The sequence below is a fragment of the Kitasatospora sp. NPDC056731 genome, from assembly GCF_040687675.1.
Taxonomy (GTDB): Bacteria; Actinomycetota; Actinomycetes; order Streptomycetales; family Streptomycetaceae; genus Kitasatospora.
Map to the genome: position 1 here is coordinate 1 of NZ_JBFBNR010000060.1, position 20,786 is coordinate 20,786.

18 protein-coding genes and 1 riboswitch are annotated in these 20,786 nt (G+C 74.1%); of the genes, 4 read left to right on the plus strand and 14 right to left on the minus strand.

Annotated features, from left to right (window positions below; all coding sequences use genetic code 11):
• Positions 1–143 precede the first annotated feature (143 nt).
• The 3 genes from AB0R04_RS35170 to AB0R04_RS35180 are packed head-to-tail and all read right to left on the minus strand — an operon-like array spanning position 144 to position 2,939.
• A complete protein-coding gene (locus AB0R04_RS35170) occupies positions 144–824 on the minus strand; it encodes a response regulator transcription factor (protein ID WP_063347264.1) in 681 nt (226 codons plus the stop codon).
• Positions 802–2,061, minus strand: a complete 1,260-nt coding sequence (locus AB0R04_RS35175) for a DUF5931 domain-containing protein (RefSeq protein ID WP_363377747.1) — start codon at positions 2,059–2,061, stop codon at positions 802–804. The genes AB0R04_RS35170 and AB0R04_RS35175 overlap by 23 nt, the downstream gene beginning before the upstream one ends.
• Positions 2,062–2,096: 35 nt before the next feature.
• Positions 2,097–2,939, minus strand: coding sequence for a lysophospholipid acyltransferase family protein (locus tag AB0R04_RS35180; RefSeq protein ID WP_363377749.1), 843 nt, complete (start codon positions 2,937–2,939; stop codon positions 2,097–2,099).
• A gap of 256 nt (positions 2,940–3,195) precedes the next feature.
• On the opposite strand from AB0R04_RS35180, the gene AB0R04_RS35185 reads away from it, so the two are divergent.
• Both AB0R04_RS35185 and AB0R04_RS35190 read left to right on the plus strand, forming a co-directional pair.
• Entirely contained in the window at positions 3,196–3,990 is a 795-nt protein-coding gene (locus AB0R04_RS35185) for an alpha/beta fold hydrolase (protein ID WP_363377751.1), read from the plus strand.
• Positions 3,991–4,000: 10 nt separating this feature from the next.
• Positions 4,001–4,759, plus strand: a complete 759-nt coding sequence (locus tag AB0R04_RS35190; protein ID WP_363377753.1) for a hypothetical protein — start codon at positions 4,001–4,003, stop codon at positions 4,757–4,759.
• On the opposite strand, the gene AB0R04_RS35195 is transcribed toward AB0R04_RS35190, so the two are convergent.
• From AB0R04_RS35195 to AB0R04_RS35215, 5 genes are all read right to left on the minus strand, one after another.
• Positions 4,756–5,514 carry an endonuclease/exonuclease/phosphatase family protein gene (locus AB0R04_RS35195; protein WP_363377755.1) on the minus strand — a complete coding sequence of 253 codons (759 nt, stop codon included), beginning with the start codon at positions 5,512–5,514 and terminating at the stop codon, positions 4,756–4,758. The genes AB0R04_RS35190 and AB0R04_RS35195 overlap by 4 nt on opposite strands.
• Before the next feature lie 129 nt (positions 5,515–5,643).
• On the minus strand, positions 5,644–6,588 hold the full coding sequence (locus AB0R04_RS35200; protein WP_063347268.1) for an ROK family glucokinase: 945 nt from the start codon (positions 6,586–6,588) through the stop codon (positions 5,644–5,646).
• A gap of 193 nt (positions 6,589–6,781) precedes the next feature.
• The gene (locus AB0R04_RS35205) at positions 6,782–7,159 is read right to left on the minus strand and encodes a DUF5304 family protein (protein ID WP_350884427.1); all 378 of its coding nucleotides are present in this window, start codon (positions 7,157–7,159) and stop codon (positions 6,782–6,784) included.
• Positions 7,160–7,244: 85 nt separating this feature from the next.
• The gene (locus AB0R04_RS35210; RefSeq protein WP_363377758.1) at positions 7,245–8,417 is read right to left on the minus strand and encodes an ArsA-related P-loop ATPase; all 1,173 of its coding nucleotides are present in this window, start codon (positions 8,415–8,417) and stop codon (positions 7,245–7,247) included.
• 24 nt (positions 8,418–8,441) lie between these two features.
• The gene (locus tag AB0R04_RS35215; protein ID WP_063347271.1) at positions 8,442–8,903 is read right to left on the minus strand and encodes an SRPBCC family protein; all 462 of its coding nucleotides are present in this window, start codon (positions 8,901–8,903) and stop codon (positions 8,442–8,444) included.
• 325 nt (positions 8,904–9,228) lie between these two features.
• Here AB0R04_RS35215 and AB0R04_RS35220 point away from each other — a divergent pair, with 325 nt between their 5' ends.
• The gene (locus AB0R04_RS35220) at positions 9,229–11,022 is read left to right on the plus strand and encodes a long-chain fatty acid--CoA ligase (RefSeq protein WP_363377760.1); all 1,794 of its coding nucleotides are present in this window, start codon (positions 9,229–9,231) and stop codon (positions 11,020–11,022) included.
• A 58-nt stretch (positions 11,023–11,080) separates the two neighbouring features.
• On the opposite strand, the gene AB0R04_RS35225 is transcribed toward AB0R04_RS35220, so the two are convergent.
• On the minus strand, positions 11,081–12,217 hold the full coding sequence (locus tag AB0R04_RS35225; protein WP_363377762.1) for a glycosyltransferase family 4 protein: 1,137 nt from the start codon (positions 12,215–12,217) through the stop codon (positions 11,081–11,083).
• Between the two features lie 244 nt (positions 12,218–12,461).
• Here AB0R04_RS35225 and AB0R04_RS35230 point away from each other — a divergent pair, with 244 nt between their 5' ends.
• Positions 12,462–13,901: a glycosyltransferase 87 family protein gene (locus AB0R04_RS35230; protein WP_363377764.1), complete on the plus strand. Its 1,440-nt coding sequence runs from the start codon at positions 12,462–12,464 to the stop codon at positions 13,899–13,901.
• Positions 13,902–13,914: 13 nt separating this feature from the next.
• Here AB0R04_RS35230 and AB0R04_RS35235 read toward each other — a convergent pair whose 3' ends face one another.
• From AB0R04_RS35235 to AB0R04_RS35255, 5 genes are all read right to left on the minus strand, one after another.
• Positions 13,915–14,943 (minus strand): hypothetical protein, encoded by a 1,029-nt coding sequence (locus tag AB0R04_RS35235; protein WP_363377766.1) that lies wholly within the window; start codon positions 14,941–14,943, stop codon positions 13,915–13,917.
• Between the two features lie 188 nt (positions 14,944–15,131).
• Positions 15,132–16,178 carry an NlpC/P60 family protein gene (locus tag AB0R04_RS35240; protein WP_363377768.1) on the minus strand — a complete coding sequence of 349 codons (1,047 nt, stop codon included), beginning with the start codon at positions 16,176–16,178 and terminating at the stop codon, positions 15,132–15,134.
• A gap of 227 nt (positions 16,179–16,405) precedes the next feature.
• The gene (locus tag AB0R04_RS35245) at positions 16,406–17,551 is read right to left on the minus strand and encodes an NlpC/P60 family protein (protein ID WP_063347277.1); all 1,146 of its coding nucleotides are present in this window, start codon (positions 17,549–17,551) and stop codon (positions 16,406–16,408) included.
• 10 nt (positions 17,552–17,561) lie between these two features.
• Positions 17,562–17,711: riboswitch (cyclic di-AMP (ydaO/yuaA leader) on the minus strand.
• 337 nt (positions 17,712–18,048) lie between these two features.
• Complete coding sequence (locus tag AB0R04_RS35250; protein WP_063347278.1) at positions 18,049–19,083, minus strand: NlpC/P60 family protein; 1,035 nt, start codon at positions 19,081–19,083, stop codon at positions 18,049–18,051.
• Between the two features lie 200 nt (positions 19,084–19,283).
• Positions 19,284–20,645 carry an NYN domain-containing protein gene (locus tag AB0R04_RS35255; protein ID WP_363377791.1) on the minus strand — a complete coding sequence of 454 codons (1,362 nt, stop codon included), beginning with the start codon at positions 20,643–20,645 and terminating at the stop codon, positions 19,284–19,286.
• Positions 20,646–20,786: the final 141 nt, after the last annotated feature.

Consider the following 20,786-nt stretch of genomic DNA (forward strand, 5'->3'; position numbering starts at 1 on the left):
GGGCGCAGGCCGAGAAGTTCGGCTTCAACAGCACCATCGACACCCCGGTCCGTTCCGAGAAGAGCATCTTCCCGAACAGCGCGAGCCTGGACGGCCCGCCGCCGCACGCGGGATCGCCGACGCGGCCGGACCCGCCGGAACCGTCAGATGTCGTCGTCCAGCCCCTGCTCGATCGCGTACCGCACCAGTTCCACCCGGTTGTGCAGTTGCAGCTTGCCGAGCGTGTTCTGGACGTGGTTCTGCACCGTCCGGTGCGACAGCACCAGCCGGTCCGCGATCTGCCGGTACGACAGGCCCTTGGCCACCAGGCGCAGGACCTCGGTCTCCCGGGCGGTCAGCTGCGGGACGGCCGGCGCGGAGGCCGGGGCCGGCTCGGCGGCCAGCCGGCGGAACTCGCCCAGCACCAGGCCGGCCAGGCCCGGGGTGAACACGGCGTCGCCCACGGCCGTGCGCCGCACCGCGTCCAGCAGCTCCTCCCGCCCGGCCGACTTGACCAGGTACCCGGTCGCGCCGGACTTCACCGCCTCCAGCACGTCCTGGTGCTCGCCGCTGGCCGAGAGCACCAGCACCCGCACCGCCGGATCCTGCGCGACCACCTGGCGGCACACCTCGGCGCCGGGCAGACCGGGCAGGTTGAGGTCCAGCACGACGACCTGCGGCGAGCAGGCGCGGGCCCGGCGGACGGCCTCCTCGCCGTCGCCCGCGGTGGCCACCACGTCCAGCCCCGCCTCGGCGAGGTCCCGCGAGACGGCGTCGCGCCACATCGGGTGGTCGTCCACGACCATCACCCGTATCGGCCGGTCAGTCGTCGGCTGATCGGTCATCAGAGCCCTTCCTCGGGACACGGAGTTCGACCTCGACGCCCTCTCCGGGCGCCGAGTACAGCTCGGCCGTGCCGCCGAGGTCCAGCAGCCGGCCGCGGATGGACTGGGAGACGCCCAGCCGCCCGGCCCGCTCCGCCTCGCCGAGGCGGCCGGGGGCGAAGCCGGGGCCGTCGTCGCGGATGCTGACCGTGACGGCCTGCGGCTCGTCCTCCACCAGGATCCAGGCCCGGGCCCGCTCCCCGGCGTGCCGGCGGACGTTGTCGACGGCGGCGCCGACCGCCGCGGCCAGTTCGCCGGCCGCCCCGGCGGGCAGCAGCACCGGCCCGCCGGGGGCGGACAGCGTGATCCGCTCGTCGGCGTACGGGCGCAGCAGCGCGGTGAGGTCCTGCGGCTCCCCGGCCCCGCACTCCTGCGGACGCTGCCCCGGGATCGGGCCGCCGGTCATCAGCGCCCGCAGGGCGCGTTCCTGCTCGCCGGCCAGTCGGCCGAGTTCGGCGAAGTCGGCGTCGCCGCCCGGGCGTCCACCGGCCGCAGCCGCGGCGCCCTCGGCCGGCCGCGCGGTGAGTTCGGCGCCGTGGCGCTGGACGAGGGCGAGCACCTGGAGCACGCCGTCGTGGATGTCCCGGGAGAGCCGCTCGCGCTCCCGGGTGGCCGCCTCGACCTGGAGCGCCCGGGTGAGCGTCGCCTCGCTGGCGCGGGCCAGTTCGATGACGTAGCCGATGGCGCAGCCGGCCACCATCAGCAGCATGATGTTGTGGATGTTGTCGCCGGTCGGGCCGCCGTGGCCGAGGATGTTGGCGACGCCGATCACCGTGCCCGCGGCGGCCGCCCAGCGCCAGCCGCCCTTGCCGGCGAAGCCGAGCACCGTGCCGGCGGCCCAGATGGTCGGCAGGGTGGGCGCGCCGTGGCTGATCCGTACCGGGTCGTCGGTCAGGCCGCTCATCACGATGCCGGTGACGGCGAGGGTGAGGTCGGCGCCGAGCACGTACCAGGTGCAGCGCTGCGGGCCGGCGAAGGCCCGGGTGCTGGCGAGCGTCCAGAGGGTGAGCGTGCCGAGGAAGATCCAGCCGGCGACGGGGTGCAGGAAGTCCAGGTACGAGTTGAGGTAGCGCAGCAGGGCGTAGCACAGGGCCAGCACCCGGAAGTAGGAGATGGCCTTCCACAACGGCAGTTCGACGGACATGCCCCCGGCCGCGACCGCGCCGCCGACTGCCCCGGTTCTCTCGCCGTCCGTCATCCTTGCGCCCCTCCCCTGGGCCGTGCCCGCGGCCGTCAGGCCGACCCGGTCTCCTTCGGCTCCTGCCCGGACTGCTCGGACTGCTCGGCCTGCTCCGTCGCGGCGGCCTTGTCGGCGGCGGCCTTCTCGGCCTCCGCCTCCGCCTTCTCCGCCTTGGCGGCGGCCTTGCGCTCGGCGTCGGCCTTCTTCTTGTCGTCGGCGATCTGCCGCTTGGCGGCGGTTGCGTAGATGTCCACGTACTCCTGGCCGGAGAGCCGCATGATCTCGTACATCACCTCGTCCGTCACCGAACGGAGGATGAAGCGGTCGTTCTCCATGCCGTGGTAGCGGGAGAAGTCCAGCGGGCGGCCGATCCGGATGCCGGGGCGGGTGCCGAAGTTGGGGATCACCTGACCGGGCGGCTGGACCTTCTCGGTATCGATCATGGCGACCGGGATGACCGGCGCGCCGGTGGCCAGCGCGACGCGGGCCAGGCCGCCGACCTTGCCGCGGTACAGCTTGCCGTCGGGCGAGCGGGTGCCCTCGGGGTAGACGCCGAACAGCTCGCCGCCGTCCAGCACCGCGATGGCGCTGCGGATCGCGGCCTCGCCCGCGCCGCGCACGCCCGAGCGGTCCACCGGCAGCTGGCCGACGCCCTTGAAGAACGCGGCGGTCAGCCGGCCCTTGATGCCCGGGGTGTTGAAGTACTCGGCCTTCGCGATGAAGGTCACCCGGCGTTTGATCAGCGCGGGGAAGAAGAAGGAGTCCGAGAAGGACAGGTGGTTGCTCGCGATGATGGCCGCGCCCTCGGTGGGGATGTTCTCCTCACCCTCGATCCACGGCCGGAAGAAGATCCGAAGCAGTGGCGCGACGATCATCTTCATCAGTCGGTAGAACAACCCGGGCCTCCTGTTATGCGGACCGGTCGATCCTAATGCCCCGTGGGCTCGGCCCGCGCCCCGCCCCGCCCCGGCGGGCCGCCGTCGGACTCCCGCAGGCACTCGCACGGGGGCCGCCGAGAGGGGTGTGCGGCCCGCGCGGAGGCCGCCATGAGGGGTGTACGTCCCGGGCGGGGCCGTGGGACGATGCGGATTCCCGCAGCCTCCCCCTCCAGCGTCCCTCCCCCAGCGCCACCCGCCCGCGAAGGAGTCCGCCATGCCGTTGCTGCCCGGTGCCGAACCGTACCGCCACCGCGGCGGACCGGTGGGGGTGCTGCTGTGCCACGGCTTCACCGGGTCGCCGCAGTCGCTGCGGCCCTGGGCGGAGGAACTGGCGGCGGCCGGGTTCAGCGTGTCGCTGCCGCTGCTGCCCGGGCACGGCACCCGGTGGCGGGACATGCAGGTCACCCGCTGGGAGGACTGGTACGCCGAGGTCGAGCACGAACTGCTGACGCTCTCCGCCGAGTGCGAGCAGGTCTTCGTCTGCGCGCTGTCGATGGGCGGCGCGCTGGCGCTGCGGCTGGCCGCGCTGCACGGTCCGGCGGTGTCCGGGCTGGTGCTGGTCAACCCGTCGGTGCGCTCGGACAACCCCGCGAGTGTGCTGCTGCCGGTGCTGCGGCACCTCGTGCCGAGCGTGCCCGGGATCGCCGACGACATCGCCAAGCCCGGCACGGTCGAGCTGGGCTACGACCGGACGCCGCTGAACGCCGCCTGGTCGCTGGGCCGGCTGTGGCGGGACGTCCAACGGCGGCTGCCGCAGGTGACCCAGCCGGTGCTGCTCTTCCGCAGTCCGCAGGACCACGTCGTCTCGCCGGCCAACTCGGAACTGGTGCTGGCCCGGATATCCTCGACCGACGTGACGGAGCGGCTGTGCCAGCGCAGCTTCCACGTCGCGACGCTGGACCACGACGCGGCGGAAATATTCGCGGCCAGCCAGGACTTCATCCGACGGCTGGCCCCCGCACACGCGGTGGGCGTCACCGGGGTCGAATCCGACGATCACCATGGCTGAAGGGCCGGAAGTGCACGAGAGCAGCACGGCGGGCGGCGGGGACGAGGCACCCCGCGAGGACGGCACAGCGAAAGACGGCACAGCGAAGGACGGCACCGCGCACAGCGGCGCCCCGGCGGACCGTCCGGGGGCGGACGGCGTCACCGCCCCGGCCGCGGAGGCCGCCGAAGCACCGGCCGCCGACCGGCACCCGGCCGAACCGGACGCCACCGCGCCCGCGGAGCCCCGCACCCGGCGCGCCCCCGAGCGCAGCCAGGCCGAGCAGGACGAGATCTTCGCCGCCCTGGTCGCGCAGTTCGACGACCCCGTGGACCTCACCAACCCCAACTGGCCGGAGGTCGAGAACCTCCGGGCCCAGAGCGAGCTGAAGGGCGGCTTCAAGGACGCCCCCGGCTCCCGGACCGACCCGGACGACCTCGCCGACCTCACCCCGCAGCCCCGCCCCCGCTCCGGTCGGCCGGTGATGCCGGCGGCGAGCTCGGGTCCGCGCGACTTCGAACTGGCCGAGGAGAGCGACGAGGACCACTACGTCCCGCCGGAGCCCCCGCCGCTGCCGACGGCCGACGTCACCGCGAAGTTCGCCTGGCTCGCGGTGCTCGGCGGCCCCGCCCTGCTGCTGTTCGACGCGGTGGTGTGGCGGGAGATCGCCGGCTGGCCGGCCTGGGTCGGGATCACCGCCTTCCTCGGCGGCTTCGTCACCCTGGTGACCCGGATGAAGGACCGCGACGAGGACGAGCCCGAGGACCCGGACAACGGCGCGGTCGTCTAGACCCCGTCGGGAACCTCCGGCAGCTCCAGCACCGCGAGCACCGGCAGGTGGTCGGTCGCGGCGCGCAGGTCGGCCTCGGTGACGCCGGGCAGCCCGTGCGGCACCCCGCAGCCGAGGACGGTGATCCCGGGCGTGGCGAACACGGCGTCGATCCGCTGGTAGGGGCGCTCGGGGACGGACGTGAACTCGCCGCCCCAGGGCGCGGTCGGGTACCCGTCCTGCAGCCGCCCGGCCAGCAGCTGCCAGCCCCTGCCGTCCGGGTGCTCGTTGAAGTCCCCTGCCACGATGCCGCGTTCGGCGATCCCGAGCTGGTCGAGCAGCAGCTCGAACTGGCCGTACCGCTCGTCGGCGTCCAGGCTGAGGTGGCAGCTGGTGAGGGTGAACGGCGCCGTTCCGGGCAGTCGCAGCAGTGCGGTGGCGAAGCCGCGGGCGTGCAGGCCGCGGGTCTTGGGCAGCAGCCGGTCGTGCACGCCCAGCAGTTGGGTCGCCCCGGGCCGGCCGAGCAGCAGCGGCCCGGCGGCGGTCCGGCCGCCGCCGGCCAGGACGACCGTCCCGGTGTTCCGGGCCAGCCGGGCGGCCTGGCCCTCGGGCCGCCAGTAGCGCGGTGACTCCTGGATGCAGACCAGGTCGGGCGCGCAGGCCCGGATCACCCGGGCCAGCGCCTGCCGGTCGTCCCGCAGCGAGCGGATGTTGTAGCTGAGCAGGCGCAGCCGGCGCGGGCCGGGCGGCGGCGGTTCGGCGGGTGCCGTGGTCATGGTCCTGGTCCTCCCCGTACGTGGTGCGTGGGACGACCGTACGGCAGGGCCGGGGGCGTGCGTCGGCGGCGGCGCGTCCGGGGTTGGTCGGGGTCCGGTCGCACCGCCGCCGGCGGGTTCAGGGGGTGGCTACGCGGTGCGGGCCAGGTCGGCGGCGCCGACGATGCCGGCGGCGGAGCCCATCGAGGCCAGCACGACCTCGGCGCGCGGGCGGTGGATGCCGCCGGTGAGGTAGTGCTCGAAGGCCTTGGCGACCGGGTCGAGCAGCAGGCGGCCGGAGTCGGAGACGCCGCCGCCGAGGACGAAGACGCCCGGGTCGAAGAGCGCGGCGAGGTCGGCCATGCCGCGGCCGAGCCAGTCGGCCAGTTCGGCGTAGCACTCCAGGGCGAGCGGGTCGCCCTCCTCGGCCGCCTCGGTGATGTGGATGCCGCGGATGGTCTCGGCGACGCCGTCGTTGAGCTCCAGCATCCGCCGGCCGCGCACCTGGTCGGCGGCGGCCTTCTCCCGGCCGTAGCGGCGCAGCGCCCGCCCGGAGCCGTACTGCTCCCAGCAGCCCTTGCCGCCGCAGCCGCAGGTCAGGCCGTCGGGGACCATGTTGAGGTGGCCGATCTCGCCGGCCACGCCGAACCGGCCGCGGTGCAGCCGGCCGTCGAGGACGATGCCGCCGCCGATGCCGGTGCCGACGGTGATCAGCACCATGTCCTGGTGGTCGGCGGCGGCGCCGAAGCGGAACTCGGCCCAGGCGGCGCAGTTGGCGTCGTTCTCGACGACGGTGTCCAGGCCGGCGAGCTCCTCGATGCGGCCGCGCAGCGGCTCGTTCTCCCAGTCGATGTTGGGCGCGAAGATCACCGTGGAACGGTTGCTGTCCACGAAGCCGGGGGCGCCGACGCCGACGGCGGTGACGTCGGGGTGCTGCTCCTTGAGCTCGCGCACGGCCTGCGCGATGGCATCGACCGCCCACTGCGGGTCGGCCGGGGTGGGCACCCTGGTCCGGGCCAGGATCGCGCCCGCCTCGTCGACCACGCCTGCCGCGATCTTGGTCCCGCCGACATCGACGCCGATGGTCAGAGCCATGTGTCCCTCAGCTATTCACTCGTTCCCGCTGGGCGGAACGGTACCGCCCAACCCTGCCCCCCGTACACAGCCTCGCATACATTAACCGAAGACAATCATGGACCAACCGGGCCGTGACGCTTCAAAAGTCGTATCTAATCGCCCGCTTCGTCACGCACCAGAGCAACGCGATCACGGTTCGAAGGTTACGGATTCACTGCTTGGCGGACGCCTCGTCAGGCGTGTCGAGGTCGATCCGCTCGGTGGCGGCGCCCTCGCCGGCCGTCCAGCGGTGCTCGTGGCCGGCCACCGCGGCCCGGTAGGCGGCCAGCAGCTCGGTGCCCGCGGCGGCCAGTCCGGAGCCGGCGGCGGCGAGGTGGGAGTAGACCTCGGGCTGCTGGGTGCGCAGCCGGTCGGCCAGCCCGGAGAGGGTGATCAGGGTGTCGGCGCTCGCCTCCTGCGCCTTCTGGCCGACGGCGGAGGCGAGCTTGCGCACCTCGTCCACCAGCGGGCCCAGCTCCGGCCCGAACGGGTGGGCCTGCGGGCCGCCCGGCTCGGCGGTGGGCTCGGTCCGGTCGTCGGTGCTGGTCATCGCGGGCGCCTCCTCGGCCGTGGCCGCACCCCGCGGCCCTCGGGCCCGACGCTACCGGACAGCCCGTAGGGACCCCGAAAGGGCTTCAGCCCCGGGGCCAGAGCGCCGGGTCGGGCGCGAACCGCACCGAGAGCGCCCCGTCGTGCAGGCTCGCGCCGGCCACCGTGCAGCGGCGCAGCGCGGACGGCAGGGTGAGCACCCGGCGGTGGGCGCCGAGGCCGACGACCAGTTCGTCGCCGCGCCGGACGAGGTCCAGCTCGGCCCGGTCGGCGCCGGGCAGCGCGAGGTGCCAGACCAGCAGGCCCTCCTCGGCGAGGCGGTCCTCGACCGGCCAGGGCTCGGGGGCCAGCCGCTCCGGGCCGGGCCCGTCCCCGTACAGGCGGTCGGCGACGGCCTCCAGGGTGGCCTCGGCCAGTCCGGTGGCCAGCACCGGGGCGTCGGTCTCGGCCGCGAGCTCGGCCAGTTCCTCCCGGCGGCGGCGGGCCAGCGCGGCCAGCCACGGGTCCGGCGAGTCGGCCGCGCCCTCGGGCAGCACACCGTGCACCACGACGGCGTCCGGCCGGTGGCCGTGCAGGGCCAACCCGGCCCGGATCCGGCCCAGTTCCTGGTACGGGTGGCCGTCGGCCGGCACGACCAGGCGCACGCTGGTGCCGGGCGCGGCGATCGCGGCGCGGGACTCGGCGAGCACCGCGGCGGCCTTGGTCCGCCCCTCGTACAGCCACTCGGCGGGCATCGGCACGCCGGCCAGGCCGGCCAGCAGCGGGCGCAGCGCCCGGGCCGCCTGCCGCTGCTCGGGGACGAGCCGGTCCAGGTAGCGCTCCAACTGCTCGGGCAGGGCGAGGGTGGCGATCAGCTCGGCGGGCGGCGGGGCGAGCACGACCAGGACGTCCTGGTCGGCGGCGGGCAGGGCGCGCAGCAGGGCGATCCGGGCGATGCCGGGGAGGGCGGTCAGCTCCTCGGGGTCGAGCTGCTCGGCGCCGAGCAGGTCGAGGGCGGGCTTGAGCCGGCTGGTGAGCTCGCCGGCGGCGTACCGGAAGGCGGCCTGCTCGTCGATCCGGGAGACGGTCAGGCCGGGTGCGTAGCGGGCCGGTTCGGGCTCCAGGCGGGTGCCGAGGACGCCGTCCAGGGCGCGGTGCGGGTCGTCGGCGGCCAGCAGCCAGGTGCGGTGGCCGCGCCGGGCGGCGTGCAGGGCGGTGGCGGCGGCCACCACGGGCGCGCCCGCGTCGCCGCTGACCAGGATGGTGCGTGTCGCCGTCATGCCGTCGGCCCCCGTTCCGCCGCGTCAGCCCTGGACGGGCTTCTTGCCGTCGGCGTCCTCGACGCGCTTCTTCAGACCGGCCAGGGCGCGGTCGATGATGACCTTCTCGGCCTTGCGCTTGATCATGCCGAGCATCGGGATCTTGACGTCCACGGCGAGCTGGTACGTCACCTCGGTGCGGCTGCCGGAGAGCGGGGCGAGCGTGTAGGAGCCGTCCAGCGAGCGGAGCATCTGGCTGCGCACGAGGGTCCAGCCGACCTCGCGGTCGCCGTCCCAGGTGTAGGCGAGGACGTGCTCGTCGCGGATGGCGCCGGCGTCGAGCAGCAGGCGGACCTGGGCGGCGCGGCCGTTCTCGCCGGCTTCCAGGACCTCGACCTCCTTGACCTCGCCGGTCCAGGCCGGGTAGGCGGCGAAGTCGGCGATCACGGCCATGACCGTGGCCGGGGTCGCGTCGATGGTGATGCTCGACCTGGTGTGCTCCGCCATGGAATGGCCCTCCGCGTCGTCCCTCTGCCTGCCGGTCCGGTCGAGCGTGCTCGGCCTTGTCCGCCCGGAGCAGGCTACCGCGACCGGCGATCGGCTCGGCCGCGCGGGCCGCGGCTCGGCGGGGGCCCGGCGCCGGTCGGCCGGGCATGCTACCGGCCGGTCACCTCGGGGCTGTCGTAGGGTGCCATTCGAACGACCCGGTCACGGCCTGGTCGGACCCGGCCGGGTGTGACACTTCGAACACCGGAGCCGACCCCCCTGGTCGAAGCTGCCTACCGGGCAGTAACGTCCTGCCGTCCCGCAGCGTCGCGAACGAGGAGCAGTCTTGCTCGACTTCAGCCTTCCGGCTCTCTACCAGGTACCCAGCGGCGGTAATCTCTCCGACCCTGTGCACCGGAACGCAGCGGAGCACCCGGATGTCGCGGTGCTCAGCCGTAAGGTGGACGGCCGCTGGCAGGAGTTGACCGCGGTGCAGTTCCTGGCCGAGGTGCACGCCGCCGCCAAGGGCCTGATCGCCGCGGGCATCGAGCCGGGCGACCGGGTGGGCGTCATGTCCCGCACCCGGTACGAGTGGACGCTGCTGGACTTCGCGATCTGGACGGCCGGCGCGATCACCGTCCCGGTGTACGAGACCTCCTCCGCCGAGCAGGTCGAGTGGATCCTCGGCGACTCCGGCGCGGTCGCCGTCGTCGCCGAGACCGACCAGCACGTCAAGGTCGTCGACGAGGTCCGCGGCCGGCTGACCGGGCTGAAGCACACCTGGCAGATCGAGGGCGGCGCGATCGCCGCGCTGGCCGAGGCCGGGAAGGACGTCCCGGACGAGACGGTGCAGGAGCGCCGCTCGACCGCAACCGCCGACTCGATCGCCACCATCGTCTACACCTCGGGCACCACCGGCCGCCCGAAGGGCTGTCAGCTGACGCACGCCAACTTCCTCGCCGAGTGCGGCAACGTGGTGGAGCGCCTGGCCCCGCTGTTCCGCACCGGCGACAGCTCCGTCCTGCTGTTCCTCCCGCTGGCCCACGTGCTCGGCCGGATCGCCGAGATCGCCACCGCGATGGCGCCGATCAAGCTGGGCCACGTCTCCGACATCAGGGACGTCACCGCCGAGCTGGCCGCCTTCAAGCCGAGCCTGATCCTGGGCGTGCCGAGAGTCTTCGAGAAGGTCTACAACACCGCCCGCGCCAAGGCCCAGGCCGACGGCAAGGGCAAGATCTTCGACAAGGCCGCCGACACCGCGATCGCCTACAGCCGGGCGCTGGACGCCGGCGGCGCGGGCCTGGTCCTGCGGATCAAGCACGCGGTCTTCGACAAGCTGGTCTACAGCAAGCTGCGCGCCGCCCTCGGCGGCCGGGCCACCCACGCCATCTCCGGCGGCGCCCCGCTCGGCGAGCGGCTGGGCCACTTCTACCGGGGCATCGGCTTCACCGTCCTGGAGGGCTACGGCCTGACCGAGACCTGCGCGGCCACCGCCTTCAACCCGTGGGACAAGCCGAAGATCGGCACGGTCGGCCAGCCGGTCCCCGGCGCCTCGGTGCGGATCGCCGAGGACGGCGAGGTCTTCTTCAAGGGCCCGCACGTCTTCACCGGCTACTGGAACAACCCGCAGGCCACCGCCGACACCCTCAAGGACGGCTGGATCGCCACCGGCGACCTCGGCTCGCTGGACTCCGAGGGCTACCTGACCATCACCGGCCGCAAGAAGGAGATCATCGTCACCGCGGGCGGCAAGAACGTCGCCCCGGCCGTGATCGAGGACCGCATCCGGGCGCACGCGCTGGTCGGCGAGGTCATGGTGGTCGGCGACCGCAAGCCCTTCGTGGCCTGCCTGGTCACCGTCGACCCGGACTTCTTCCCCAAGTGGAAGGAGCTCAACGGCAAGCCCGCCACCGCCACGGTGGCCGAGCTGAGCCAGGACCCGGACCTGCTGGCCGCCCTCCAGGCCGCGGTGGACGACGGCAACGCGGCCGTCTCGCACGCCGAGGCGGTCAAGAAGTTCCGCCTGCTGGACACCGAGTTCTCCGAGGAGAGCGGCCACCTGACGCCCTCCCTCAAGCTCAAGCGCAACCTCGTGCTGAAGGACTTCGCCGCCGACATCGAGGCGATCTACCAGAAGTAGCCGCAGGGCCCCGTCTCCCCGGAGGGAGGCGGGGCCCGCTCACGTGCCCAAGCCCGGTCTAGGCCGCCAGCAGCGAGGTCAGCCGCCCGGCCAGCAGGTCCCAGCGCCAGGAGCGCTCCACCCAGCGCCGCCCGGCCTCGCCCATCCGCCGACGCAGCTCCTCGTCGCCCAGCAGCCGGACGATCCGCTCGGCGGCCTCGGCGGCCGAGCCGCCCGGCACCACGTACCCGGTCTCGCCCTCCAGCACCGCGTCCGGCGCGCCGCCGGAGTCGCCCGCGACCACCGGCAGACCGGTCGCCGAGGCCTCCAGGTAGACGATGCCCAGGCCCTCGACGTCCAGCCCCCCGCGCCTGGTCCGGCAGGGCATCGCGAAGACGTCCCCGGCCCCGTAGTGGGCGGGCAGCTCCTCCCACGGCACCGAGCCGGTGAAGCGCACCGAGGCCCGGACTCCCCTGGCGTCGGCCAGCTTCTCCAGGTCCGCCCGGTACGGGCCGCCGCCGACGATCAGCAGCACGGCGTCCGGCACGTCGGCGAGGATCTGCGGCATCGCCTCGATCAGCGTGTCCTGCCCCTTGCGCGGCACCAGCCGGGAGACGCAGACCACCACCGGCCGGTCCGCCAGCCCGAGCCGGCGACGCACCTCGGCGCCCCCCGAGCCCGGGTGGAAGGTCGTCTCGTCCACGCCAGGCGGCAACTGCACCATCCGGGCCGCGGCCTGCGGCCCGACCGCGCCCGCGATCCGGGACCGGGTGTACTCCCCCAGGTAGGTCAGCACGTCGGTGCCCGCGCCGATCCGCCGCAGCAGCTGCCGGGCGGCCGGCAGCTGGGCCCAGGCGGCCTCGTGCCCGTGGGTCATGCCGAGCAGCCGCGCCGCACCGGCCCGGCGCAGCGCGGGCGCCATCAGCCCGAGCGGGGCGGCGGCACCGAACCAGACCGAGTCGCACTTCTCCGCCCGCAGGATCTCGGCGGCCCGCCGGGTGACCCGCGGTGTGGGAACCATCACCTTCGTCCGGTCCCGGATCACCGGGAACGGCTGCTCGGCGTCGAAGCGGGCCACCTCGGTGCCGTCCCGCCAGGTCGAGGCGTACACCACGATGCTCCCGGCGGGCTGACGTACAGCCATGTTGTGCACGAAGGCCTGGATGCCGCCGGGGCGGGGCGGGAAGTCGTTGGTGACGATCAAGGTTCGGTGCATTCAGGCCACGGCTCGCTTGTCGGGGGGTGCGCGGTGTACCGCTGGGTGATCCGTACGATAGGTCAACACCATGACCCGCCGGGAACGGATCCGCGCACGGCAACCGTTTCACCCCCGGGTCAGTCCTAGAACCTAGGCGGCCGGTGGCGGCCCGGCCCAGCGTGCCGTGCCCGCCCCTCCGACCGCCCGGGCGTCCGTCGCGCGGCGCCTCCGGTGGGACGTCCGAGACGAACGAGGGAGCGCAGTGGAGTTGGCCCCGGCCACCGAGTCCGGTACACCCAGCGGCGCCGCCGGCCCCGGCCCGACGCCGGCCGCCCGGCAGGAGCCGGCCCGTGCCCCCGGCCGCCCGTTCGGGGCGCTCGCCGCACTCGGCGCCACCTGGCTGGCCACCCGGACGGTGCTGGTGCTGCTGATGACCGGCGTGGTCAAGGGGCTCGGCGGGGACATCACCGCCGATGTCTGGATGATCTACCACGCCTGGTACGGCGTCCTGCAGACCGGCACCTTCCCGTTCGACGACGTGACCTGGCAGTACCCGCCCGGCGCGGCCCTGGTGATCCTGCTGCCGGGCCTGCTGCCCTGGTCGTACCTGGTCTCCTTCTGGGTGATCTGCGGGATCGCCGACATCGCCGCCACCGCCCTGCTGGTCCGCACCGGGCTGCGCCGCGGCCGGGCACTGACCGGCGCCTGGATGTGGGTGGTGGCCGTGCCGCTGCTCGGCCCGATGGTCTACAACCGGCTGGACATCATCGTCACCGCGATCGCCCTGGCCGGCCTGCTGGCGCTGATCCGCCGCCCCGCGATCGGCGGGATGCTGCTCGGCCTGGGCGGGATCATCAAGATCTGGCCGCTGCTCGCCCTGATCGGCACCCCCTCCGGCCGCCGCACCCGCCGCGCCTGGACGCTGGCCGCAGCCACCGCCGTCTCGGTGGGCTTCCTGCTCGCGGCCGGGATGAACGGCGCCTTCGGCTTCCTCGCCTTCCAGAAGGAACGCGGCATCGAGGTGGAGTCGCTCGGCGCGCTGCCGCTGCACTTCGCCCGGCTCGCGGACGCCTGGGACGGCAAGGTCACCATGAACTACGGCTCCCCGGAGATGCTCGGGCCGTGGGTCCCCGTGATCAGCAAGGTGATGATGGCCGGCACCGTGCTGGGCTTCGCCTGGCTGCTGCTCTGGCGCTTCACCGCCAAGCGCCGCAACGCGGCCACCATGTACGACGCGGCGCTCAGCGCGCTGCTCATCTTCACCGTCACCAGCCGGGTGATCAGCCCGCAGTACCTGGTCTGGCTGATCGGCGTCGCCGCGGTCTGCCTGACCGTGCGCGGCAGCAGCCAGCGGCCGGTGGCCCTGCTGATCCTGCTCGCCTGCCCGCTGACGCTGGCCGAGTTCCCGCTGATGTTCAGCCGGATCCTCGCCAGCGAGCCCTGGGGCGTCACCGTGCTCAGCCTGCGCAACCTGCTGCTGCTGGCCGCCACCGTGCTCTCCTGCATCCGGCTCTGGCGCGCCACCCGCGGCCCGGCACAGCTCCCGGCGACGGTGGTGCTGGCCAAGCCCGAGGCGGTGCCCGCCGGCGCCTACCCGGTGCGCCCCGGCATCGCCTACGAGCAGGACCTGCTGGACGGCATCGACCGGCCCGGCGCCCCGGCCAGGCAGCGGCCCGGTACCCCGGCCAGGCAGCGGCGCTGAACGGCGCGCACCGTCAATCGCGCAGCGCGGCCACCTCGGCCAGCCAGAGCCGGGTGAACTCGGCCAGGCCGACGCCCGGTCCGGCCCGGAGCAGCCGGTCGAGCCGGTGGTCCCGGTCCTCCCCCTGCCCGTCGGCCGCGCCGACCGCCCGGTAGAACGCCACGAGCCGCTCGGGCCCGTAGCGCCGGGCGATCAGCTCGCAGGCGAGCCAGGCCTGCTCGTACGCCTGCGCGATGCCGTCGGCGCCCGCGGTGAAGTCCCGGTCGGCGGGCAGCGCGGCGGGCAGCCGGCCGGCGGCGACGTCCCGGGCCAGCTCGGGGGCGATCTGCTGCGGGCGCCGGCCGGAGCCCCGGTAGGCGGTCCAGTCGGCGACGCCCTCGGAGAGCCAGAGCGGTGTCCAGGCCCGGGTGTCGGCCCTGGTCGCGACGTGGGTGGCCTCGTGGGTGACGACCACCTGCCGGCCGAAGTCGCTGAGCCGCCCGAACGTCCCGGGGTTGACCAGCACCCGGTCGGCGGGGGTGTGCCAGGGCGCGCCGGCGGCGGCCGAGGTGACCGCCGCCATGCCCGTCCAGCCCGCCGGGTCGACCTCCAGCAGCCGGGCGAACTGCTCGGCGGTGGCGGGCACTTCGAGCAGCAGGCGGCCCGCCCAGCCGGTGCCCCAGACCTCGCTCACGGCGGGCACGGCCCGGTCGGCCACCGCGACCAGGCCGGCCGGGTCGGGCCCGTCGGCCAGGCCCAGCACCAGGCAGTGCGCGCCCGCCGCGGACCGGGCGGAGCCGAGGTCCCAGAGCGCCGGGGGCCCGCTCGCGCTCTCCTCCCGGTCGACCCGCCAGCCGCCGGCCCGGACCAGGTCGATCCGGCGCGGGTACACCACCGGGTAGTCGTCGTACCCGGTGATCCGGACCGCCAGGTCGGCGGCGGCCGTGAGCCGCTCCGGCCCGGCATCCACGCCGAGCACCAGGTTGCGGTAGCCGGCCTCGATCGCCGCCGGTCCGGACCAGGAGGGCAGCGCCCGGGCCCGCGCGTCCAGCAGTGCGGCCACCTCGGCCCGCCGGTCCGCCGCCCACCGGTCCGCCGCCCGCCCGGCCGCCGAGGGGGCCGCCGGGGCGGCCGGCGGCAGCGACAGCTGGGCCAGCCCGCCGACCGCGAGCAGCAGCGCACCACGCCGGGACAGCGTCCGGCGGGCCCTGTCTATCGGGTGGGGGGCGTCGGGGTCGGACGGTGCCGGGCTCAGAGCCGGACCACCCCCGCGACCGGCATCGCGTTGACGCTCTCGTAGCGGACCCTGGCGCCCGGGTAGGGGGCGTGCACGATCACCCCGCCGCCGGCGTACATCCCGACGTGGTGCATGTCCCGGTAGAAGATCACCAGGTCTCCCGGCCGCGCTTCGGAGAGGCTGACCCGCTGCCCGGCGTACGCCTGGGCCTGCGAGGTGCGCGGCAGGGTCACTCCGGCCTGCCGCCAGCTGTAGTACATCAGACCGGAGCAGTCGAAGGCGCGGGGCCCGGTGGATCCGTAGAGGTAGGGCGAGCCGATCATCCGCACCGCGGCGGCCAGCGCGGCCGCCCCGCGCTCGGAGGCGGGCGGGGCCGTGCCGAGGTCCAGCCGGTCGGTGCCCCGGGTGGCGCGCTGCTCGGCCTCCTGGGCGTCCTGGGCGGCCATCCGGGCCCGCTCGGCGACGCCCAGGCTGTTCAGCAGCCGCTGGGCCTTGGTGAGCCGCTGCTGGATCTGCTGCTTGCTGTCGGCGAGCGAGCGGCGGGCCTGGTCGAGTTCGGCGAGCTTGCCGGCGGTCTCGGTGCGGCGCTGGTCGAGCCGGCGCTGGCGGGTGGCCAGTTCGTGCAGGGTCTCCTGCTGCCGCTCGGCGGCCTGGTCGAGGGTGCGGGCCCGGGACAGGTAGCCCTCCGGGTCGGTGGAGAGCATCAGCTGGACGGTCTGGGCCATGCCGCCGCCGCGGTACTCGGCGCCGGCCACGGTGGCGAGGTCGCCGCGCAACTGGTTGAGCTGGTCCTGGGCGACGGCGATCTCGCCCTGGAGGACGGTCGTCTCGCCCTGGAGGCGCTGCTGCGTCTCCAGGGCGGCGTTGTACTTCTCGGACGCCTGCTCGGCCTCACCGTAGAGCTGTTCCACCTGCGCCTTGACGTCCTTGCGGGTGGGCGTGTCCGGCGCGGCGGGGGCGGCCTGGGCGCTGCCGCCCGCCGTCACGCCCAGGGCGGTGGTGGCGGCCGCGGTCAGCACCAGCGCACGGGCGAGCAGTTGGGGACGACGGTGCACGGGCATGGCGGCAGCGGCTCCGATCCGGCGGTGGGGCCCCGCCGCCGCACCAACGCGGGCGGCCCTGGAAGCGGAGTCCGGTGGCAGACGTTAGCGAGTCCGGGCAACCGAGTCCAAACCCCTGCCAACCCGAATATTTGACCCGCAATCGGACATCAGTCCGAGGCGCCGGAAAAGCCGCAGGCCCGGCCTTCCGTGGTGGAAGGCCGGGCCTGGGAGGGCCTGCGCGGGGATCAGACCCGCACGATGGAGGTCAGCGGCATGTTGCCGACCGCCTCGTAGCGGACCGACGCGCCGGGCTTGGGCGCGTGCAGCACCTGGCCGTTGCCGGCGTAGATGCCGACGTGGTGGGCGTCCCCGTAGAAGATCAGCAGGTCGCCGGGCTGGGCCTGGGAGAGGTCGGTGCCGATCCGGGTACCGGCGTGGGCCTGCTCCTGCGAGGTACGCGGCAGCGCCACGTCGACCTGGTTGAACGCCCAGACCATCAGGCCCGAGCAGTCGAAGGAGCCGGGGCCGGAGGCGCCGTAGACGTACGGGCTGCCGATCTTGGAGGCGGCGATGGACAGCGCCGCGGCGCCGCGCGAGCTGCCGGCGCTCGGCTTGGTGACCGGCGCGGCGGGGGCCTGCGACGCGCTCAGGTCGGTGCGGCTGTTGTCGCGGGAGGAGCGGTCGGCGGCCTGCTGGGCCGCCGCCTGCTGCTGGGCGGCCTTCGCGGCGGCGTCGGCCTTCGCCTTGGCCTCGGCGGCGGCCTTCTCCTCGGCCGCGCGGATCGCCTGGCGCTCCTGCTCGGACAGGGTGTTGAAGAGGTCCTGCGCGGCCTTGAGCTTGCCCTGGACCTCGTCCTTGGCGCTCTTCAGCTGCTGGGTGGTGGTCTCCATCTCGGCGAGCTTGCCCTGGGCCTCGGAGCGCACCTGGTCGAGCTTGCGCTGCTCGTCCTGGAGCTGCTTGAGCTGGCCCTTCTGGGTGCCGCCGGCCTGGTTCAGCGTGTCGGCCTGGCTCAGGAAGGTGTCCGGGCTGGCGGAGAACATCAGCTGGACGGTCTGCGATATGCCGCCGTTGCGGTACTGCTCGCCGGCGATCTCGGCCAGGCCGCCCTGAAGGTCGGTCACCTGCCCCTGCTGCCGCGCCACCTGGTCCTGGAGGTCGGTGACCTGCTTCTGCAGCTGCTGCTGCTTCTCCTGGGCGGCGTTGAGCTTCTCGGTCGCGACCTCGGCCTGCTCGTTGAGCTGGTCGACCTGCTCCTTGACCTGGTCCTTGGTCGGCTGCGGGTCGGCGTGGGCGCCGGACTGCGCGGACAGCGCGACGGCCGCGGCGGCGAAGCCGGTCATGATCGAGACCCGGGTGCGACTGGCGGGCTTGGGACGACGATGGGACGCCACGAAGGCGGACTCCTTCTTCCTACGCCGTCTACCGGGTGAGCTGACGGGTTCGGGCCGGAAGCGTGCCCTACGACGCCTCACGGCCGTTCCACCGGCCGACCTGGCGCCGATTCACCCCGGAGGAACGTGGTTCCCCGGCTCCGTTCGACAGCACCCCCGACTGCTGGGCTCCCCGTCGGGCAGGCACTGGGCCCGCCCCGCTGCGTCACGAACTCGACGGAAACCACCGCCGTCACCCTGGCTGGGCGATCGGAAGTGCGGTGGTTCGGGGCACGACCCTAGTAACTGAACCGTGATCCGTTCAAATCCTTGTCAGAAAAAAGACGGAAGAAGACCAAAGTTCTTTTGTGAATATGACACATAGTGATCACCGCCGCACGCAAAGCTGATCACTCTTCACCGGGGACTCGCGCGGCGGACAAAACCCGAACGCCACCCCCGGTCGGAGGGTGGCGTGGATCACAGGCCCGGACGGGCCCTTCGGGCGTGTCGGGACGTCAGACCCGGCGGATCGTGTTGATCGGCATCGCGTCGACCTTCATCACCTTCACCACGTCACCGGTGTGCGGCGCGTGCACCACCATGCCGTTGCCGATGTACATCCCGACGTGGTGCCGGTCGGGGCCGTAGATGACCAGGTCGCCCGGCTGGGCCTGGTCCAGCGTGACCTTGGTGCCGACGTTGCCCTGCTCCTGCGAGGTACGCGGCAGCGAGACGCCGGCCTGGCCGTACGCCCAGACCATCAGGCCCGAGCAGTCGAAGGTGGTCGAGCCGGTGGCGCCCCACACGTACGGCGAGCCCTGCTTGCTCATCGCCTTGGCGACGGCCACGCCCGCGTAGCCGCCGGCCTGCGGGAGGCTGCCGAGGTCGGCGCGGTCGCTGCCGCGCGAGGCGCGGTCGTCCTGCTGCTGCTGGGCCCGCAGCGCGGCGCGGTCGGAGGCGCTGAGCGAGTTCAGCAGGTCCTGCGCGGCCTTGAGCTTCTGGTTGACGTCCGTCTTGGCCTGGTTCAGGTCCTTGGTGGTGGAGTCGAGCGAGGCCAGGACGGCGGCGGCCTCGGACTTCTCCTGGTCCAGCCGGCGCTGCTGGTCCAGCAGCCCCTTGAGCGCCTCGGACTCGCTGGCGCTGGCCTGCTGGGCGCTGGACGCCTTCTCCAGGTAGCCGGACGGGTCCGAGGAGAGCATCAGCTGGACGGACGGGTCGATGCCGCCGGTGCGGTACTGCTCGCCCGCCACGCCGGCCAGGCCGGTCTGGAGCTGGGTCATCTCGTCCTGGCTGCGGGCCACCTTGTCCTGCAGCTGGTCGGACTGCTTGCGGAGCTGGTCGGCCCGCTCCTTGGCGCCGTTGTACTTCTCCGCCGCCTGCTCCTGGTCCTGCTGGAGCTGGTCGATCTGCGCCTTGACGTCGCTCTTGCTGGGCTGGGGCGCGGCGTGCGCGGCGACCTGCGCGGAGAGGGCGACCGCGGTCGCCGCGGCAGCGGTGAGCACGGAGACCCGGGCGCGGCTCGGCTGCTTGGGACGGCGGTGGGAGGCCAAGGGAATTGCTCCTTCTTCCATCGGCCTCACCCGATCAGGTGAGAATCCGGAAAATAGGTTTGACGCCACACCCTAGGGAAGATCCACGGGTTTTGCCACTCCCCCGAAGGCGTGAACTCCACTTCCCCCGCAGGCTTCACCGGATGTGCACACCGCCGCAAACCGGGCGCTGACCAGGCGTCATTCCGTCGCGGCAGCCGTCAGGGCCGCGCCAGCCGGTTCAGCAGCAGAACGGAGGCCACGGGGCGCGCGCCCGCCTTCCGCACGCCCTCCGCGACCTCCCGGTCGGTGGACACCACCACCACCGGACGCCCCTGCGGCTCGGCCCGCACCAGACGGCGGATCAGCTCGTCCGCGGTCTCGCCGGTCCGGCTGAACCGCACCCGCACCCCCCGCGGTGGCGCCATGATCACCGGAACGTCCAGGTCCTGCCCGTCGAACACACAGGTGACCTCCGCCTGCGTGCGCTGGGCCAGCATCGCCAGCCCGCCCAGCAGCCGGATCCGCTGCTGCTCCAGCGGCAGCGTCGGATAGCCCGTCTTGGTCACGTTGTAGCCGTCCACCACCAGGTGCACCTGCGGAATCGCCAGCAGCTGGTCCAGCAGCGCCGGATCGTCGTCGGCCAGACCGCGCCGGGCCACGTCGTGCGGCGAGGCCGCCCCCGGCACCACCGCCTCCACCAGGTCCCCCGGCCGGATCTGGGAGACCGGCAGCGCCAGCTCCCGCTGGAGCCCCTGCGCCGACTGCAGCACCGTGTCCAGCAGCAGCCGCAGCCGCATGTCCTCGACGCTGCGGCCCTCCCGGGCCGACCGGCGGCCCTGCTCGGCCGCCGTCTCCAGCTCGCCGACCCGGTGCCGCAGCCGCCGCGCCTCGGACTCCGCGGCGCCGCGCTCGACGGCCGCCTGCGCCCTCGCGGCCTCCAGCTCGGCGGTCAGCCGCCTGGTCTCGGCCTGCGCCCGGCGGGTGTCGCTCTCCAGCGAGCGCACCTTCTTGCGCAGCGACTCGGCCTCCCGGCGGACGTCCTCGGACTCCGCACGCTGCCGCTCCAGGTCCGCCCGGGCGGCGGACCGCAGCTCGGCGAGCTCCGCCTGCAGCTTCTCCACCAGCCGGGTGGCCTCGGCGGCCGCGCCCTCGGCGCCGGCCCGCTCGGCCTCCTCCCCGGCCTCGGCCACCAGCCGGCTCCAGCCGGCCGACCGCACCAGGTAGGCGGCGGCCGCGACGTCCATCGGATCGGCGGCGCCCGGGACGCTGCCCGACTCCAACGCCTTCACCAGGTCCGGCTGGCCCAGCCTCAGCCGCTCCGCTATCCGCACCCGGAACGCCGGCTCCGACTCCAGCGCCGCGGCCAGCGCCGTGGCCGCGTACTTGGCCCGCCGGGCCGGGGTGAACTTGACGTACTGGCGCAGGCTCTGCGGGAGCTCGCCGGGCGGCAGCCCGCCGAGCGCGTCCGAGGCCAGGCCGACCACGCGCCGGCGCACGCCCTCGGGCAGCGGCCGGTCCAGCTTCTCGGCAGCACGCTCCGCCACCGACTCGCCGGAACCCACCGCCTCGCCGGAGCCCACCGACTCATCGGAACCCGCCGCCTCGCCGACGGCCGCGGGCCCGGACGGGGCCGCGTCGGCGGCCTGCGCCTGCGCGGCGGCAGCAGGCTGAAGCCCCTGCGCTTCGGCGGGCTCCCTCGCTGCGTCCACCACGTCCTCGGC

Coding starts and splice junctions, on each gene's coding strand:
- AB0R04_RS35170 (WP_063347264.1), bottom strand. CDS start 824: ATGACCGATCAGCCGACGACTGACCGGCCGATACGGGTGATGGTCGTG.
- AB0R04_RS35175 (WP_363377747.1), bottom strand. CDS start 2,061: ATGACGGACGGCGAGAGAACCGGGGCAGTCGGCGGCGCGGTCGCGGCC.
- AB0R04_RS35185 (WP_363377751.1), top strand. CDS start 3,196: ATGCCGTTGCTGCCCGGTGCCGAACCGTACCGCCACCGCGGCGGACCG.
- AB0R04_RS35195 (WP_363377755.1), bottom strand. CDS start 5,514: ATGACCACGGCACCCGCCGAACCGCCGCCGCCCGGCCCGCGCCGGCTG.
- AB0R04_RS35200 (WP_063347268.1), bottom strand. CDS start 6,588: ATGGCTCTGACCATCGGCGTCGATGTCGGCGGGACCAAGATCGCGGCA.
- AB0R04_RS35205 (WP_350884427.1), bottom strand. CDS start 7,159: ATGACCAGCACCGACGACCGGACCGAGCCCACCGCCGAGCCGGGCGGC.
- AB0R04_RS35210 (WP_363377758.1), bottom strand. CDS start 8,417: ATGACGGCGACACGCACCATCCTGGTCAGCGGCGACGCGGGCGCGCCC.
- AB0R04_RS35215 (WP_063347271.1), bottom strand. CDS start 8,903: ATGGCGGAGCACACCAGGTCGAGCATCACCATCGACGCGACCCCGGCC.
- AB0R04_RS35225 (WP_363377762.1), bottom strand. CDS start 12,217: ATGCACCGAACCTTGATCGTCACCAACGACTTCCCGCCCCGCCCCGGC.
- AB0R04_RS35240 (WP_363377768.1), bottom strand. CDS start 16,178: ATGCCCGTGCACCGTCGTCCCCAACTGCTCGCCCGTGCGCTGGTGCTG.